This window comes from Treponema vincentii (assembly GCF_018336815.1).
In the GTDB taxonomy this organism is placed as follows: domain Bacteria; phylum Spirochaetota; class Spirochaetia; order Treponematales; family Treponemataceae; genus Treponema.
In genome coordinates this window covers 57,870-76,149 of record NZ_CP050497.1, presented here as the reverse complement: position 1 = coordinate 76,149, position 18,280 = coordinate 57,870, and the positions used below count along the sequence as shown (strand labels likewise).

General features: G+C 42.3%; 13 protein-coding genes and 2 pseudogenes. 6 read left to right on the top strand and 9 right to left on the bottom strand.

Annotation, left to right across the window (positions count from 1 at the left end):
• Positions 1 to 41 precede the first annotated feature (41 nt).
• The 5 genes from GWP40_RS00330 to GWP40_RS00310 all read right to left on the bottom strand — a co-directional run bounded on the left by GWP40_RS00330 (position 42) and on the right by GWP40_RS00310 (position 5,101).
• Positions 42 to 1,322: an NHL repeat-containing protein gene (locus GWP40_RS00330; RefSeq protein WP_212565604.1), complete on the bottom strand. Its 1,281-nt coding sequence runs from the start codon at positions 1,320 to 1,322 to the stop codon at positions 42 to 44.
• Between the two features lie 12 nt (positions 1,323 to 1,334).
• A complete protein-coding gene (locus GWP40_RS00325; RefSeq protein ID WP_212565603.1) occupies positions 1,335 to 1,865 on the bottom strand; it encodes a hypothetical protein in 531 nt (176 codons plus the stop codon).
• A 246-nt stretch (positions 1,866 to 2,111) separates the two neighbouring features.
• Positions 2,112 to 3,455 (bottom strand): butyryl-CoA:acetate CoA-transferase, encoded by a 1,344-nt coding sequence (locus GWP40_RS00320; protein WP_212565602.1) that lies wholly within the window; start codon positions 3,453 to 3,455, stop codon positions 2,112 to 2,114.
• Between the two features lie 8 nt (positions 3,456 to 3,463).
• Entirely contained in the window at positions 3,464 to 4,243 is a 780-nt protein-coding gene (locus tag GWP40_RS00315) for an enoyl-CoA hydratase-related protein (protein ID WP_212565601.1), read from the bottom strand.
• An 18-nt stretch (positions 4,244 to 4,261) separates the two neighbouring features.
• On the bottom strand, positions 4,262 to 5,101 hold the full coding sequence (locus tag GWP40_RS00310; RefSeq protein ID WP_212565600.1) for a 3-hydroxyacyl-CoA dehydrogenase family protein: 840 nt from the start codon (positions 5,099 to 5,101) through the stop codon (positions 4,262 to 4,264).
• A 326-nt stretch (positions 5,102 to 5,427) separates the two neighbouring features.
• Between GWP40_RS00310 and GWP40_RS00305 the strand changes: the two genes are divergently transcribed.
• From GWP40_RS00305 to GWP40_RS00275, 6 genes and pseudogenes are all read left to right on the top strand, one after another.
• Positions 5,428 to 8,148, top strand: coding sequence for an efflux RND transporter permease subunit (locus GWP40_RS00305; protein ID WP_212565599.1), 2,721 nt, complete (start codon positions 5,428 to 5,430; stop codon positions 8,146 to 8,148).
• 100 nt (positions 8,149 to 8,248) lie between these two features.
• The gene (locus GWP40_RS00300; RefSeq protein ID WP_212565598.1) at positions 8,249 to 9,028 is read left to right on the top strand and encodes an outer membrane lipoprotein-sorting protein; all 780 of its coding nucleotides are present in this window, start codon (positions 8,249 to 8,251) and stop codon (positions 9,026 to 9,028) included.
• A 139-nt stretch (positions 9,029 to 9,167) separates the two neighbouring features.
• A complete protein-coding gene (locus GWP40_RS12425) occupies positions 9,168 to 11,369 on the top strand; it encodes a hypothetical protein (protein WP_230974491.1) in 2,202 nt (733 codons plus the stop codon).
• A gap of 276 nt (positions 11,370 to 11,645) precedes the next feature.
• Positions 11,646 to 12,242 carry a TetR/AcrR family transcriptional regulator gene (locus GWP40_RS00285; protein WP_212565597.1) on the top strand — a complete coding sequence of 199 codons (597 nt, stop codon included), beginning with the start codon at positions 11,646 to 11,648 and terminating at the stop codon, positions 12,240 to 12,242.
• Positions 12,243 to 12,324: 82 nt separating this feature from the next.
• Positions 12,325 to 14,821: pseudogene (locus tag GWP40_RS13340) on the top strand (PEP/pyruvate-binding domain-containing protein).
• Between the two features lie 225 nt (positions 14,822 to 15,046).
• Positions 15,047 to 16,402, top strand: coding sequence for an MATE family efflux transporter (locus GWP40_RS00275; protein WP_212565596.1), 1,356 nt, complete (start codon positions 15,047 to 15,049; stop codon positions 16,400 to 16,402).
• Here the strand turns inward: GWP40_RS00275 and GWP40_RS00270 are convergent.
• The 4 genes and pseudogenes from GWP40_RS00270 to GWP40_RS00255 form a co-directional block, all read right to left on the bottom strand.
• The gene (locus GWP40_RS00270; protein ID WP_212565595.1) at positions 16,399 to 16,596 is read right to left on the bottom strand and encodes a PIN domain-containing protein; all 198 of its coding nucleotides are present in this window, start codon (positions 16,594 to 16,596) and stop codon (positions 16,399 to 16,401) included. The two genes, GWP40_RS00275 and GWP40_RS00270, sit on opposite strands and share 4 nt — an antisense overlap.
• Positions 16,580 to 16,831, bottom strand: a complete 252-nt coding sequence (locus GWP40_RS00265; protein ID WP_212565594.1) for a hypothetical protein — start codon at positions 16,829 to 16,831, stop codon at positions 16,580 to 16,582. The genes GWP40_RS00270 and GWP40_RS00265 overlap by 17 nt, the downstream gene beginning before the upstream one ends.
• A 170-nt stretch (positions 16,832 to 17,001) precedes the next feature.
• Positions 17,002 to 17,256: pseudogene (locus tag GWP40_RS00260) on the bottom strand (hypothetical protein); the annotation flags it as partial.
• Between the two features lie 104 nt (positions 17,257 to 17,360).
• Positions 17,361 to 18,062 (bottom strand): DNA methyltransferase, encoded by a 702-nt coding sequence (locus tag GWP40_RS00255; protein WP_414162774.1) that lies wholly within the window; start codon positions 18,060 to 18,062, stop codon positions 17,361 to 17,363.
• Positions 18,063 to 18,280 lie beyond the last annotated feature (218 nt).

The window sequence follows — 18,280 nt, the reverse complement described above, 5'->3', positions numbered from 1 at the left end:
TTATCCACTGTTATATGAACATGGCTCTTCATATATCGCTATCAGTTTTCAGGCTCCAGTTCAATACGAGAACCGTCATGGGAATATTTATATGCTTTTCCGGTTGCATGTTCAAGCATATAAATTTGAGGGGGAGTTTTAAAATGCCATGTAAGGGTTGCCTCATCCTGCTCATACACATCCCTGCAAAACCATGTTTTTCCAGCTTTCGTTGTCTGGTATAGTTGGTTTCCACGAGCCAATCGGATACGCTTCAGTTGCCCGCCGCCCTCTATTGGATAAGCTCCTATTTCAAGCCCGGTAAAAGATGCCTCACCCGGAACATCATGCAGTATTCTACCTGTAATAAAAATATTCGTATCATTTTCAACCACATTAAATATTGAACGTGCATCAGGTTTACTGTAAATAATATGTGTATATTCAAGCTTTAGCGGATTCAAACTATTCACCTTGTATAACAGCCGATGACATGTCTCATCAATTACATTTACCGTGCAATAGACATTTTTTGCATCGGTATATTGATTTGTCAACTCAAAAGCTGATATAAACTCTTCCGGAACAGGGGTTATATTATTGTTACTAAAGAAACCGGTGGGGAAAACAGCATGGTACGGTATTTCTTGCACATATTCCCCATTGTCTGCACTGAGATTCACAAGCCAATACACTCCTTTATTTTCCTTAGCAGGATACAGATCTTTATAGGAACCGGTTAATAACTGATATTTACCCTCTCTGTAGTGCATTCGTTCAATGCCGAGTATCTTAATATCTTCCGTAGTAATATTGCACTTTTTTACGATTGTTCCGCTTTGGTCAAGGCGGCGAATTGCACACCCAATACCCCGGGCGCTATACGTTGCAATCCATAACGCTCCTTTTCCTCCTTCAGTATCATTAAAAGCAATAACTGTTTCGGGATGGCAGTCAAGATCGATAAAAGACATTTTTCCGCTGGCAGGATCAAGACGGGCAATATGATTACCGATAGTGGCTGAACAAATCCAAATACTACCGTGAAACTCCGCAATACCGGTAATCCATAAATCCGCATAGAACTTTTTTTTATCGTCTTTCACAAATAATTCATACACCTTTATCAGTTTCCCGCTCGCGCTGTCCCACACCTGTACCTGCGGTAAGTAATTACTTGCAGAAAGGATATACGAATCTTTCCATTCAAGAGGGCCGTAATCTATCTTTGTAAAAATCTTTTCATAATCTTCGGGGCCTGCCATCCTGTACATGGGACATGAAAGCAAGACGGCAGTAAGACAAACTATGCATAATGCAAAAGTTATTGTCTTTTGTTTCATCGCTCCCTCACTTCAATCAAATCTCCGGTAGCCGCATAGGTTTGCCATGTATAGGTCTTTGACCACCATAAATAAATCATTAAGTTTTGCATTAAATCCATAAAACGCAGTCATTTCGCCGAGCAAATCAGTGTTGTTTGTATGAACGGATCGGACAACAGGAGAGTCATTATCCACTGTTAAATGAGCATCGCACTGAACAACCGCTTTATCAGGATTATCACGAATCATTTGTTTTTCTTCTTCGCTGAGGGATTCCCAAAGACCTGCAAAAAGTTCATCCTCAGGAATTACAGATGCATCAACTGTATTCTCAGAACTAACCGCGCGTATTTTTCTCACATTTTCTTCAGGATTACGCAAAAATTGCTTAAAATTCGTTGTAGTATCTTTAGTAAAATAGGTTCGGGAAACTTCATCATCCGGAATAGTTGTATCGATTACAATAGACCCGCTTTGATTTCTTAGCGGTGATGAACACGAAACAAGTGCAAGCAATATAATAACTTGCAAAGAACATAAAAAAGCAGCGAGTTTTTTCATAAAACAAACCTCCGTTCATAAAATATCTTAATATATTCTAACACTCCCATATTCTACTGTCAATCTTACGCATAAATACAGGGGGATTCCGCATTATAAGGGCTGTAAGAGAATCTATAGAGACAATCTTCCCGTGTTTATAATGCAGAATATCCTTGAGCGCAACAGCCTTAAAGACCGTTGTCTCGTTGCCCTGCCTTAAAGACGGTATATAAGGCTGTTGAAAGATGGAAGTTCGAAAGTGTCCTACCGTTTATTGGAGCGCTTCCATATATGGAGCTTTTCCGCTTCGGCAATGAGTGAATCTCTAAAATCGGGGTGCGCGACCGAAATTAAGGCTTCTGCCCGCTGCCATGTCGATAAGCCCTTTAAGTTGACCTTTCCGTATTCGGTAACGAACCAATGGACATTGGTTCTTGTGTCCGTAACAACGGAACCCGGCGCAAGCGTCGGCCGGATACGGGAGGTAAGCGCCCCTGTTTTATCCTTAAAGGTGGACGAACAGCAGATAAAGCTTTTTCCACCCTTGGATAGATAGGCGCCCAATACGAAGTCGAGCTGGCCCCCCGCTCCTGAAATATGCTTGGTTCCCGACGTTTCGGCATTCACTTGACCGAATAGGTCGATATCCACTGCATTGTTGATAGACATAAAGTTATCGATTTGAGCAATCACCCGCGCATCATTCGTGTAAGAGACCGGTGCCCCCATACATGCCGGATTGTTGTGCACATAATCGTAGAGCTTTTTTGTTCCTGCGGCAAAGGCAAATACCTGCCGACCCGAATCAATCGCCTTCTTTGCGCCGGTTATTTTTCCGGCTTTGGCAATATCGACAAAGGCATCAACATACATTTCCGTGTGTACGCCGAGGTCTTTTAAGTCGGACTTTGCGATCATCGCGCCGAGCGTATTAGGCATCCCGCCGATACCGAGCTGCAAACATGCTCCGTTCGGAATTTCTTCGATGATGAGCTTTGCGACAGCCTTGTCTACGTCGGTCGGTTCACCCTTATCGACGAGTTCGTCTATCGGCGGATTATTCCCTTCGATAATCATATCAACATTGGAAATGTGAATCTTATCATCTACCCCGTTTACGCAGTTCGGCATATTGGTATTGACTTCCACAATGACGATATCCGCACAATCCGTAACCGCTTTGAGGTGCGAGGCGTTCAATCCGAAATTGAAAAAACCATCCTTGTCCATCGGCGTTGTTTGGAAAATCGATACGTTAAGGCGCTTAATATTTTCGTAATACCAGCGCGGTAATTCCGAATAGCGGAGCGGAATATAATAGCCGAATCCGCCTGTAATGGTTTTACGCTCATAGCCGGACATGTGCCAAGAATTCCACGTAAGATGAGCCGCCGGATCTTTTATTTTAAAAATTTCCGGCTCCCGTAATAGGACACCGCCTCTGATGTGGATGTGTTCAAGTTCGGGCAACCGCGCTGCAAATGCCTTATCGAAAGCTACAGGGGTATTATTTCCCCATCCATAATCGAGCCAATCACCCGACTTAACTACCTGCGCTGCTTTTTCCGCTGTGGTCAACTTTTGTTTGTATAACGAATGATAATCCATGACTATTCCTAACGATTATTGAATTTTTCAACCTTTTCTTTTTTGACAAAAGCGTTCATAGCCATTTTTTGATCTTCCGTTGCGAAACACTGCGCAAATTCTTCCGTTTCGATGGCGATTGCTTTATCAATGCTTACCTGCAAGCCTCTGTTGATAGTTTCTTTTGCCTTTTTAATAGCAAAGGGCGCTTTTTGGCAAATGGTCTGTGCCATAGCAAGAGTTTCCTGCATTAAAGCTTCCGGCTTTGTTACCTTATTGACAAGGCCGATTGCAAGCGCTTCGTCCGCTTTTACGGTACGGCAGGTGTAGATAAGCTCTTTTGCACGTCCCGCGCCGACAAGCCGTGCGAGCCGTTGCGTACCGCCGAATCCCGGCGTAATCCCTAAGCCTGTTTCGGGTTGAGCAAAGCGGGCAGTCTCTGAAGCGATACGGATATCGCAGGCCATTGCAAGCTCACAACCGCCTCCCAGTGCAAAACCGTTCACTGCGGCAATGACGGGGCAGTGGAAATTTTCTATGCGGAAAAATATCCCATCGGCAAACTGTGCGTATTGGGTCGCTTGTTTGGGGTCTTTATCTTTCATTTCTGCGATGTCCGCACCTGCTACAAAGCTTTTTTCACCGGCGCCGGTAAGAATTACCGCGTAAATGTTGTCTACTTTTTCAATCTCATCCAGCGCCTGATTAAGGTCAGTCAACACCTCGGTACTGAGCGCATTTAAAACCTGCGGTTTATTAATGGTAATTGTAGCGATATGCCCGTCTATATGAAATAATACCGTATTCATCTGTATACCTCCGCTTTGTTACTTTGAATAATCGTAAAAGCCTTTTCCGGTTTTGCGTCCGAGTAATCCACCGCGCACCATCTTACGGATAAGCGTACAGCAGCGATATTTGCTGTCGCCCGTTTCGCGGTACAATACGTCCATAATTGCCAACACAACGTCAAGACCGATCAAATCTCCGAGTGCAAGCGGTCCCATCGGATGATTTGCGCCGAGCTGCATTGCCGTATCGATATGTTCTGCAGTCGCGATACCTTCCTGCAGAATAAAAGCTGCTTCGTTAATCATGGGGATCAGTATCCGGTTTACAACAAAACCGGGTCCTTCCTGTACCTCAACGGGTGTTTTTCCCAAACTCTTAGCTGTTTCAATAATGGTGTTTTTTACTTCAACAGGCGTACTGATTCCTGAAATAACTTCTACCAACTTCATTCTATCGGCAGGGTTAAAGAAATGCATCCCGATAACGGGGTGTTTAATGCCCTTGGCAATTTCGGTAACGGACAGAGAAGAGGTGTTTGTTGCAAAAATGGCAGACTCTTTGCAAATACCATCCAATTCGGTAAAAAGCGTTTTTTTAGCTTCGCTGGTTTCCAAGATGGCTTCGATAATTAAATCACTGTCAGCCAAATCTTTGTATACGCCGGTCTTTAAATTCCCTTTTATGGTAGCGACTGCTTCCGCCGTTATTTTGCCTTTCGCGGCCAATTTATCGTAATTTGCTGCGATTTTATCTATTCCCGATTGCGCCCATTCGATTTTTAGATCGCATACCGTAACCTGATACCCGTTTGAAGCAAACGAGGCGGCAATTCCTTGTCCCATCGTGCCTGCACCTACAACACCGATTTTCTTCATAGCATAGCTCCTATACATACCATTTTGTAAAACCTACTGCCCGAAAAAGGTATCTCGGACAGTATCCGCCGGCAACGCCGGTAAAAAATGTCTTATAGACATCTCGAAAAACTTTGTTGTTTTTTCAGGAATGCCTGTCTTTAAAAACAAATATAGCATACCACAAAAGGTACCCAAAATAAAGCCCTGAATTGCGATTGAAATTTTAAGGTTCGCTCACTTCATTTGAAAATGATATTGACGATTACGGATAATTTAGTAGATTTTATAAGAAGGCTCAGAGAAAAAATACAGTAAACAAAAAAACGCATCGGTAGGTTACAAATATGAAATATGGGAAAAATTACGCATATACTGTGATAATGGTTATCGCAGCTATCACCGTGCTTTTCGGTTTTATGATTCCAAAAATCGATATGGATAATGAACTGCGTCACTTTTTCCCGGAAAAGCATCCGTCAAATATAAGGTTCAAGCAACTGACAGCGGATTTCGGCGATCAGTATGCAATGGATATCGTAATTGAAACAAAGGAAGATACGATCCTTCGCTCAGACTATGTTGCCGCCGTCAAAAATATTTCCGAAGAGCTTGCTTTAGTCGATAATGTTGTGAAAGTACGCTCTTTAACCAATATTGAGTTTATCACGGCAAAAGATGGTTCCCTTGTTGTAGAAACCTTGCTCCCCGAACCCTTTTCGGGGACTGCAGCGGAAATTCAGGCGATAAAACAAAAAATCTTTGAATGGCCGCATGCCTATCTCGGTACGATTATTTCCGATAATTTTAAAGGTGTGCAGATTGTCGTAACACTGTCGTCAATTTGTACCCCATCTGAAATCAGTGCGCTTTATAACAATACGGTAGAAATAGTCAAGCGGAATTTGCAAACGCTGAACGGGATGTCTTATAAAATTGCCGGTGATCCGGTACTTGCCGAATATGCAACGCTTTTTATGTATGCCGACTTGCGCAATCTTATTCCGTTAATCACAGTGGTAGTTTTATTCTGTTTGTTTTTATCCTTTAAGAATATTGAAGGAACAATTCTACCGCTGCTTGCGGTGCTTATCAGTACGGTATGGACAATCGGTACGATGGCTGTCTTGGGAGAGCCGCTCACGATTGTATCAAGCTGCTTGCCGGTATTGCTTATTGCCGTCGGTTCCGCTTACGGTATTCACATTGTCAATCATTATTATCAGCATCTTGAAATGCAGCCGCTGATAACTTCGCAGGAATGCCATTGCACCGCCGTTGCCGAATCGCTGAAAGAGATCCGCGCACCGGTATTGCTTGCAGGTATTACAACTATCGCAGGCTTTATATCTACCATCACCAGCCCGATAAAACCGCTAAAATCCTTTGCAACATTTAGCGCCTACGGTATTGTAATCGAATTGGTTGTCGCCTTTTTGCTCATTCCTGCATTGCTGGTACTGAAACCAATAAGGCTTGTACAAAAACAGCAAAATAGAATGAAGGTACATGCGGTAAAACAAAATGCACGACTTGCCGCGTTGGGAATAAAAATAGACGAAAAAGGACTGACACATAAGATTTATCTCTTTTTTAATCGACATCGAGCGGGATTTATCATTATGTTGCTTGTCATTATCAGCCTTTCGATATGGGGTATTCATCAGTTAAATATCGAGTCGGCATTTTTGGAATATTTCCCCAAGAATTCTGAAATACGCGAAGGCGTTTCCTATATAGACGACCACTATGTCGGCTCTACGGGATTCAGTTTGCTGATTGACGGTAAAAAGAAAGGCGCGCTCTGCGACCCAGAAATCTTAAAACAAATGGATGATCTTTCCGGCTTCCTCACCGATAATTATGCCGAGATCGGAACGATATTATCATTCTCCGATTTTATCAAGCGGCTCAATCAAGTGATGCATAAAGATATGCTGCCGGAATCTTTCGATGCAGCCGAGGCTGTCGATGAAAATTCACAATCCACCGAGAGTTTCTTTTCGGACACCGGAAGTTTCTTTACCGATTCCAATGCTGAACAAGACGGCGGAATGACGGATGTGTCTTCACCGGATAACCTTACGGCGCAAATCGTATCAAGTACGACTACTGAACCATCTTCTTTTGCCGCACGATATCGCGGAAAAACACTGACAACCGACGACGTGATGGAGCTTTTTATCGCTGCGTATGCCCAATCGGGAGGAAAGAACGTTACGCTTCCTGATTTTATGACCGCGCTGCAAAAAGAACTAAATTACAACGGAGCTGCTTATGATGAAATTCCCTACGACATTTCAAAATATCCGGTTGCTCATCGTGAGGAATTAAAAAATTTAATCTCACAGTATCTTCTATTGTATTCAGGTTCACTTGACGATCTGGTTGATGAACAGCTGGAGCCGTCAAAGACTCGTATGCAGATAATGATGCGTGTTCACGATACCGGCAAGATAAAAGCGGTTATCAACGCTGCCGAACAGTATGCACAACAACATTTTCCCGAAGGCTACACGTTGGAAGCGTCCGGACTTGGAGAGCTTGAAACCGCAATGACCTCGATGATTATTGATAGTCAGGTGTCGAGTTTGCTACTTGCTATTGTGATTGTGTTCTGTATTTTGTCTCTCTATTACCGTTCTCCGATTGCCGGACTTATCGGTGCGGTTCCGCTTGGTATTTCTATCCTTATGAATTTCGGCATTATGGGATTAGCCGGTATCAATCTTGATATGGTAACCAGTCTGGTAGCTGCGATCGCCATTGGAATCGGTATCGACTATACCGTTCACTTTATGAATAACTACCATAAAGAACGATTGAGAACAGACGATTTAACTGCGGTAACGGTCAATACGTTACAACTTTCGGGAAAGGCTATTATGGTCAATGCCGCATCAGTCGGCTTCGGCTTTGTTGTGTTGTGTTTTTCACGCTTTGTGGTGTTGCGATTTGTCGGATTTTTAGTTGCAGTTGTTATGCTGACCGGATCCGTCGCGGCAATGACGATTTTACCGGTACTGCTCAATATTTTTAAACCACGCTTTATGGCTGCCAACCGATGAACTTCCGTGTCCATCGGTTGATAGCGAATTTTGGCAACGCCAAAATATCGCTTCTGCTATAACCACCGCCATCCGTGGCGGTATTGTATAGGAGGAAAAAATGAAACACTTACTGAAAACAGTTTTGATACCGTTGTTGGTTGCCGGTATCGCAGGAACACTTGCTGCCGAAGACGGTAAAAGTGTCGTACAAAAGTCGCTGGATGTACCGCGTCCGCGTTTTACGCACAGCGCTGTAAAAATGGAATTGATCGATTCAAACAATTCCGTTGACGAACGCATGATCGAAGAATGGGCAAAAGATCCCGGTGATAAAACCGGAGCGGCGTTGATTATATTCCGGCAGCCTGCTTCGGTAAAAGATACGCGATTTTTGCAGATCGTGAATAAAGACCGTGCCAATGATAAATGGATATATATGCCCGCACTGCGCACAACTCGACGCATTGCTTCCTCCGATGGCTCAAAGTCTTTTATGGGAACTGATGCGAGCTATGACGATTTGGAAACGCGCAAGATTGACGAGGACACGCACGAACTGCTGGGAACAGAAACAGTCGGATCTTACACCTGTTATAAGATTGAATCGACACCGGTTAACGCAAAGTCAAGCCAGTACCTTAAGCGAATTTCATACATCGATCAAAAAACATCCATACCGATAAAAATTGAAATGTATGATAAAAAAGGTGCGTTGCTGAAAGTTTTGGAAATTGAAAAACTCGAACAACAAGGAGCCTATTGGATTCCTATGCAGGGGAAAATGACGAACGTACAAACGAAGCATACTACTCGCATCACCATTCTCAAGCTCGAATTGGATAAACCGATCAACGATAAAATGTTCACGCAGAATTTTTTAAACACAGGAAAACTGTAATATAATTGGTAATTCATAATTTGTGATGGGTAATTACTTATTACAAATTACCAATTACAAATTGATTACGCATTACCAATTAGCCATTGGAATTGCCGCAGGAAGCCGTTGCGGGGCGATGAATACGGAGAGGCTTAATATGAAGAAAAAGTTTTTGATGTGTGTGCTGATTGCAGTTGCGCTACTGGGAACGCTGTTTGCGCAGGAGTCTTTTTTTGACGATGCAGGAGAAATAGCGTCCGACTCTGCGGAAACGAATTTCACTTCGGCAGAAACGGATACAAGCAGCGCAATGAGTTCAGCTTCGATGAGCAAATCGGAAAAAACGCTGGAATGGCACGGCTTCGCTAAACTGGATACACGACTTTGGGTACATCCCGATGTAAAGCGGGCTGATGCAATTCCTGTGTTCGGACTTACGGTGAGTCACAGCAACGCTAAAACGGAGTTGTCCGCCGATTTGCAGTTGAATGTGCGGACGATAAAAGATTATCCGCTTGATATTCTGAATGAATTGACGATGCGTGTCTATTTAGGCGACTGCGTATTGTCTGCAGGAAAACTGAAATTGGTATGGGGCAAGGGCGATATGATTCACGTACTCGATGTGTTTAATGCAAACGACCTTACCGACTTTACCATTCCAGCCTATATAGACCGCAGAATAGGCGAACCGATGGTACACTTTGCCTATAATGCGCCGATCCCGCTGCGGCTTGAACTTGCATGGGCTCCGTCTATGACACCCGACCGTATCGCGTTGAATGGTCCGTGGGTTCCTACACAGATTATGACGGTGCAAGCAAAGGCAAAAACACTCGCAGAATCCTATATTGAAAAATTTTCTCAAGCAGCCTTACTGCCGAATATTACCGTACCGTCTGCCGATAAACTGTATGCTTCTTTATATGATCCGATTGAACGTACCGCTAAAGCGTTATATGAGAGTATTGACCCTTCGGCTTTTCCTTCCGAAATTCCTCTTAGCAGATTACTGAAAGATGCCGATTTTAAACAGTTTACTCAAACAGTGCAATCCGCCATCGGGAAGGACGCACAACTCATCGCCGAACTGCAGCAAGGGATTGGCACAAATAAAAAAGCGATAAAAGACCTCCTTATAAAAAAACGGGATGATGCAAAAGCTGCATGGGAGAATATCCCTGGTGGTATCTTCAACGCAGTCGACAAGCGTGTCGCAGCAGAAAAATACAAGACGTTAAAAGAATTGGTAGAAAGCATCGATGCCTACGAAAATAGTCCCGTATACAATGCCTTGCTCGAAACGGTTGAGAAGGTCGCACGGCTGCCCGATAACGGTGAGGTCGTTAAATTGTTGAAAGATCCCGCAAGTCTATTAAGCAGTGTTATTGTGAAGCTGCCTGATGAGGCAAAGAGGCAGATTATCGAATTGATTAAAAAAGCTGCACCGCCTGAAAAGATTGCAGAGATCATCGCTCGCAACGCGGCGGATGCCCTTGCCGGTTTCCTTAAAACAGAGAGTGACCTTATCACAAAAGAAATAACGAAAACCGTTGCTGCCTATAAACAGCAGGTAATCACGGCTGCGCATTTTGCCGTCAATAATGTGCCGCTCAATCCGCTTACCAAATTGGGGGTAGCTGCCTTTTTACCCGATATACATAACATCAAATACGGACAGTACGGCATACGGCTTTCCGGTTCGGCAGGGCCGGTGGATATGGCGGGGCAGTATTATTTCGGTCACTATAAGACACCGTCATTTGACGTAGAAGCCATGGTTGCCAATGCGCTTGCAGGTAAAAGCCTCGCCGATTGCGTGCACTATGATCCGGTACATATCTTCGGCATCGATATTGGTGCAGCTATTGCAATGTTTAATTTAAAATCGGAATTAGCCTATTACATGACAGGTGACTTTAAAGGTACCGATCCCGCAGTACATAACAATAGTATTCAGTGGGTGATAGGATTTGACGTTGATATTCCTTTAAATAATATCAATATTAATATCCAAAACCTCGGCGCATGGACACTCGGCTTCAAACAGGTAAAAGAAAATAACGGAAACGGGAAATTCGATATGGATTGGGATACATCAGAAAAAGCTACCAACAATAAATTGATTGTCAACATTTCCGATTCTTGGTTGCATGAAAACCTTACCGATTCCATAACCTGTATCTGGGGCATAGAACATAACGATTTTGTCATAATGCCTAAGCTGCGTTACCGTATTAAAGACGAATTATATGTAGAAGGTACCGGCGCCTATATCTATGCTGCAAACAAAAAGAGCGAGTTTTCAAATTGGAAAAACAACCATTTTATCCAAGCAAGTCTTGAATACCGGTTCTAAAAAGATGCTCATTGTAAAGAGAGTATTTTCTCCTCTTGATAGATGTGTTCAAGTGTATACATAGCGCGATTGTTTTCTATTGAATCAAAGGCATACAACGTTTGCTGTTGAACAGAGACTATGAATAAACCGTATAATATTCATTGACATACACGAAGTCTTTTGCTATATTAGCAATGAATAAATGATAAAATATTCACAAACATAGAGACGAGTGAGTAATCCCGAAACACTGTGACGAGGTATTAAACGCTCCGTATGAACGAAGGATGCAGTATGCCGAAAGCATTTACCGAAGAAGAACGCATAAAAATAAAAGAAGCGCTTATGGAAACCGCGCTCGATTTATTTCACGATAAAGGAACAAAATCCTTGAGCATAGCGGAATTGACCAAACGGGTCGGTATTGCACAGGGGAGTTTTTATAATTTTTGGAAGGATAAAGATGCTCTGATTATAGAACTCATTGTGTACCGCTCAAATCAAAAACTACGCAATATTGAAAAAAAGTTTTCAACTTCACTTGCCGACCCGGCGGCATTTCTTACGGATATGATATACAAATCTTCGATTGATCTTATGATAAAAATTCAAAGCCAACCTATTTATCAGGATGCGTTTAAGCTCTTTGAAGCAAAGGGGCAAAATGAGGCACATAAAATTGAAATTCTGTATCAAGATTTTTTAGCAAAGCTAATATGGTATTGGGAACAGCACAGTGCAATTACGTGGGTAGATCAAAAAGGGTTGATGAGCGCATTTATCGGGAGTGCGGTTTTGTGTTCTCAGTGTTATCAATTTGATGAAGCGTATTTTAATGATGTGCTGCGAACATATATTGCCGGAGTTGTGCACAAATATATAGAAGTATGAATGTAAGCGTTTAAAAGAAAAAGGCATACAGAGAAACCGCACTGAAAATACTGTAAGCGTTTTTCCTTAAAGGAGTTGAATAATGCGGATAGCTGATTTTACACAGATACATAAAGATGATGTACTCATTGCAGGCGGTAAGGGCGCTAACCTTGGCGAGATGACTGCTGCGGGAATACCGGTTCCTAAGGGATTTGTGATTACCGCAGATGCGTATCGAGAATTTCTCAAAGAAAATAACATAGATGAAATTATCTTGCGCGTTCTTACAGAGGCGCAAACGGATGAACAAGCCTTGTTATCCGCAGTCGGTACATTTCGGAAGAAAATCATAACAGGACATTTTCCTGCTCAATTGGAAAAAGAGATACGGAATAAATATGCAGAACTCGGAGAAGCTGCGAGAGTTGCGGTTCGCTCATCAGCAACAGCGGAAGATTTACCCGATGCAAGTTTTGCAGGTCAGCAGGAAACGTATTTAAATGTGCAAGGGATAGAAGATGTCCTGCTTCAAATACGCCATTGTTATGCTTCACTATGGGGAGAGAGAGCGGTACGCTATCGATTTAACCAAGGATATAATCAAAGCGGTGTTGCGATTGCCGTTGTCATTCAAGAAATGGTAGAAAGCGAGAAAGCGGGCGTTCTGTTTACCGTCAATCCGGTAACACAAAACAAAGATGAAATACAGATCAACGCAAGTTACGGATTGGGGGAAAGTGTGGTAAGCGGCCGTGTAACGGCAGATAGCTATATTGTAAATAAATCAGGCGATGTGCTAGAAGTAACTATCGGAAGTAAAGAAACGCAAATTGTTTATGCAGATAAAAACACAAAAGAAGAATCGGTAAGCGAGGAAAAAAGAACAGCGCGGGCATTGAATGATACTGAGATTGCAGCTCTATTGAGCGCTGCACTAAAAATAGAAAAACACTACGGTATGCCGATGGATATTGAATGGGCAATACAAAAGAACGAAATATATATTTTGCAAGCACGTGCAATAACAACCTTAAAAAATAATGATGATAAGAAGCTAGTTCAGGAATATCTCAAAGGTAGTAAATTAACACGAATGATGAAACAAAATATGGCTTTTCAGTTTGAAAAAATGCCGTTTGCATACCGTGCACTGGACTTTGATTATATGCTAGCAATTAACAACCAAAAAGCACGGATATTCGCAGAAGGCGGTATTGTTTTTAATTCAAACCCTGTAATTGATGACGATGGTATTCAGACGCTTCCGGAAAACAAAAAAAGGGTTTACGCTGCGTATTTTTCATATTTTTAAAATTATTCGGATGCTTAAAAATTTTGACTATTGTGTAGAAGTATGTAAAAATTTTATGACTCAATATGAACAAGAAATAGCGCATATTAAAACCTTAGATTTTGAAAATATGAGTTTAGCCGAATGTACTGCATTTATGGAACGAAGTTATGTGCTGACAGAAAAACTTGCATACGATAGATTTAAGTATGCATTATTCCCGTCTTTTTTAATGAGCAAAAAATTCACCAAAATAATACAACGTGTAGATACGAATTATTCCGCCTTTGATTTTTATTGGGAACTCAATAATAAAACAGCGGTCGTTACCAATGCTGTTTCTCGCATAGCGGATACGATACGGAAAAACACAGCCCTAACGGAAGCCATACTATCAGGCGAAAGATTCAACACACTGTGTGCCGATTTTCCTGCATTTAAGCAGCTTGCGGATGATTTTATTAAAGAGAATGGTTTTAAGTCTGACTACAACTGCTATTGCATCGAAGCAAAAACATTTATCGAGGATCCCTATAGGCTTGTCAATATTATACGCCCGTTATTAAACACCGCTGATACATCCGATCAGCATTCTCATGATAACAAGAATTATACGGATTTAATACAGCAATTAAAGCGTATTTATGGAAACAAATATCCGCGTATAGAAAAAGACATACAGCGCTTCCGGTATTTTCATGTTGTTCGAGAAGAATCGCAGTATCTCTGGGAAACACTCTTTTATTATGTCAGACAGTGTGTAAAGCGGATAAATATTCTGCTCTTAAACAGCGGAGATTATAAAAACGGAATTGCAAATCTTTTTCATCGTGAATTACTGGAAGTGTTGAAAGCCGGATATATCAGTGATGTTTATAAAGAAAAGATCGCAAGACGGAATGAAAAATTTCCGCTTGCGGGAAAAGTTTGGGAAGCTTCAAAATTACTGGTGTTTGATTCAAAAGGGGATGTGCTGAAAGGGGTGAGCGGAAGCCCGGGAACTGCTGTAGGAACGGTACGCATTATCCGCACACCTGAAGAATTTTATAAGATGCAAAAAGGAGATGTGCTGGTGTGTCATCTCACCGATCCTGAATGGACACCGCTTTTTAAACTTGCAAGTGCTGTCGTTGCAGATACCGGCTCTGCACTCAGCCATGCAGCGATTGTTGCACGGGAATTTAATATACCGGCAGTATTGGGTGTCGGTTTCGCCACCGCCAAATTCAAGGACGGCGACCTCATCACCGTTAACGGAAACAAGGGTGAAGTACGGAGCTGTGCAGACGCATCAGGTGCTTTTTAGCTATGCCGCAGAATACGTGAGTCCGTTCAACCAGAGTTTCGCCGCTTTGCGGCTCAAATGGTTGCTCTGCCTCACGTATTCTGCGTTACTTGATCCACACTTCCTGATGCATCTGCACTGAGTTTGAAAAAATGGTGGGAAATTTTATTTAAAATTTTCCACTAAAGGAAAGCAACCGTTCAAAAGATTTCCGATACGGTTGCCTTACATTACGGAGTTGCTGGGATGGATTTAAAAGAACAAAGGCGATTGAATATTTTAACAAAACCGATTTTTCCGTTGCTCATTAAAACGGCAATTCCGACTATAATCGGTATGCTGATCAGTGTTATATACAATTTAACCGATACCTTTTTTGTCGGACAATTACACAATAGATCGATGATTGCGGCAATCGGTGTGGTGTTCAGTTTTGTCAGTGTTATTCAAGCAATCGGGTTTTGGTACGGTTACGGCAGCGGTAACGTAATGTCAAAGAAAATCGGAGAACACGATTATGCGGAAGCGGAAATCATTTCGTCGATAGGCATTGTCATTGCAATCGTAACCGGCATCGTAATCGCAATCGCAGCATATATTTTTGTTGTACCGCTTGCAACACTGATCGGCGGCAGTGCATCTCAAGACGTGCTCGCCTTTACCGTGCAGTATTTAAAGATCATTATCATCAGCATTCCGTTCAGCTTATATGCAATAACCGTGTATAATCAGCTGCGCTTATGCGGAAATGTACGCGATGGAATGATCGGATTATTGTCCGGAATGCTGAGCAATATGGTACTGGATCCGTTATTGATGTTTCCGCTTAATATGGGATTTATCGGCGCCGGATATGCAACACTGATCGGTCAGATTATCGGATGTATTGTGCTGACCGCACTTGCTCGAAGCCGCGGAGCTATTTCTTTTAGCATAAAAAAAGTTCAATGCAGTAAAGCGCGTGTGTATCATATTCTTGCAGGGGGGCTTCCCAATTTTTCGCGGCAGGCAATTACCGGTGCTGCATTGGTGCTGCTCAATGTTACGGCGGCGCAGTACGGCGAAAGTATGATCGCTGCTTTAACAATAAGTTCAAAAATTGTTGCAGTGGCTTTTATGATTATGATCGGTTGGGGGCAGGGGTTTCAACCGATTTGTGCGATGAATTACGGTGCTCAACAATATGAGCGGGTAAAAAGGGCCTTTATTACGACTGTTACCGTGGGAACAATTTTTTTAACAGTCGCTTCAATAATCCTATTCATCTTCGCCGAACAATGTATTCATCTTATGTCCAATGATGATGAAGTTGTGTCTACCGGAATTACGATACTCAGGATGCAATGCTTTTCGCTTCCGTTGCTCGGCGCTTTTGCCGTCAGTAGTATGTTCATGCAGAATATCGGCAATTATTTTTCAGCGCTCCTCATATCAATTTCACGGCAGGGTTTCTTTTATGTACCACTCCTATATCTTCTGCCTGCCGTATACGGCAAAACCGGCATCTACCTGCTGCAACCGGTTTCCGATTTTTTATCCTTCCTATTTGCCGTTGCAGTCGTGTATAGGTGGTATAAAAAAATGCGGACGATTTGGAATTAAAAAAGCTCGTATATATTCTCTGTCGGAATATATTTTTTTAAGATATAAAATAGCGTTGAAATAGTATGAACTGCTGCAACTCCCGTTATTTCTTCATTTTTACATTTTTTAACAATACACTGTGCATTATTAAAAAACTGAGGACGTTTTGCTAAAAAATCAACTAAGATATTTGTGTCAAGTAATACTGTCATATTTCTTAACCGTTTCTTCTACAATAGCGTGTTTATAATCAATATCTGGTGGGATACAACCTACATACTGTACTAGAGTTTCATACGCTTTATTTTTTTCTCGCTGCGTTATATTTCCACGAGTTTTTTTACTCAGCGTTTTATTTTTTAAAAATAAATATTCAATATAATGTTGCACTTCCTGCTGTAATTCGGTAGAAAGTAAATTATATTGATGTAACATTATCTCATTCATACACACCTCTCTTGCAATCTTTTTTCGGTAAGTGGAAGAAGTTTTTTAACTTCATCAAGTGTCAAGGTTTTCGTATTACCTCTTGTCTTTATTGTCCGATGCGAGAACTCGTTGACCTATTTGAAACCGAAAGTTTCAGAATAGGTCTGTTATTATAGAAAAAATGCATCTTACAATGCTTCTATTTCTGCTTGAGATAGTCCGGTTATCTCAGTAATTAGAGACACCTCAAAGTTTTTTAACTTCATAAACCTTGCCGTTTCCTTTTTTCCGTCTAAAAAACCTTGTTGTAGCCCCTCACGTCTTCCTTGCTGTATACCAAGCATGAGGCTTTCTCTCCGCTGTACGGCAATATCAGTATCATAATCGTATTCTGCTATGAGCATATTAATAACCTCCCTCGATTTCCTTTGTAAGTACTCTTTTGCTTTTTCATCGGTACTAAAAAGATCGACGAATACAGAGTCTTTATAGTTGCGATTATCTGGTCCGGACTTAATCATAGCGTTAGTATATCACATTTTGCCGTTTATTCGAATTGCCTGTCACTCATCATCTTCTTCATATACGGGAGGATGAAAATGTTGAGGCTGTAGCCGGTTTTGCCGAATTCGCATTTTTTAAGCAGCATTTGGGGGATTTTTTTGACGGTGATATTGTGACATGTTTTCGCTGCTGCGGAATCAAATGAGGTACAGGCGATGGTAAGATATTCTCCCTCCTGCATGGTGTTTTGGATGAATTGCAGGTAAGCAGCGCTTACATAGCGGGTTGTAACGAATAAAAAGGACTTTTCGCTTGAAACGGACTGCTTCCAAAAAAGGTCGGCATCGGGCTTGTAGATAAAGCCTTCGTGCAGGGCAGCGGCGGCGCTGAGCATATCGGGGCTGTATGCTTCGTTGATGACCGACTGTCCAAAAGAGTCGAGGTTGATAAGGGTTGGCTCTAATGTGTAGAAGATGTAACCCCCGCCGCCCTGCCAGTTGACGGCTTTTGAAATACCGCCTTGGTCTTCACCCGAAATAACCTTATCAAGCCTGACCTTACAATGGGTGTAGGCGTGCTCTCCCATTTCGATGCCGATCCACCGCCGCCTCATTTTGTGTGCAACGGCAGCGGTTGTCCCCGAACCGAGGAAGGAGTCAAGCACGAGGTCATTGGGATTACTCGCAAGGGTAATGATGCGCTTCATCAGCCGTTTAGGTTTTTTGGGGGGGGGGCAAACACGGATTCCGAATTAAATACCTTTACTTCTTTGCGTGCATCCTAATTGTGGCCGACTTCAGTATATTTCCAAAGCGTCGTTGCAGTGATACCTTGCTTTTTGCAGCATGAGGAAGAGTATAGCACAAAATTGCAGCTACTTGTATACCACTGCAATATTAAAAAGAACCTATTAACGGGTTTGTCGATATAGGTTTGTCTGTCAACGTTGACATAGCGCCCGCC